Genomic DNA, 252 nt, shown 5'->3' on the forward strand with positions numbered 1-252 from the left:
CAGCATGCCCGCCGCGGGGGAGCGCGCCGGGCAGCCCGCGCTGACCCTGGTCCTGCCCATGGTCGGGATCGGTCTGAGCCTCCCGCTGTCGACGACGACAGTCCTCCTGGCCGGCGCGATCGTCGCCGGCTCGGTGTACGCGTGGCTCAACGCCCTCCTCTGGCCGGAACACGAGGCGGGGGTGCGGGCCGCGGCATCGCCGCCGAAGGGGCGAGCCTTGCTCATGTAGGGGGCGGAGCTGGGTCTTGCCGC

General features: G+C 74.6%; 1 pseudogene. It reads left to right on the plus strand.

The annotated features are described in order from the left end of the window. A pseudogene (locus tag KVS71_RS17945) lies at positions 1-229 on the plus strand (FUSC family protein); the annotation flags it as partial. Positions 230-252 lie beyond the last annotated feature (23 nt).

The organism is Microbacterium sp. GbtcB4 (genome assembly GCF_019091465.1).
Lineage (GTDB): Bacteria > Actinomycetota > Actinomycetes > Actinomycetales > Microbacteriaceae > Microbacterium > Microbacterium paraoxydans.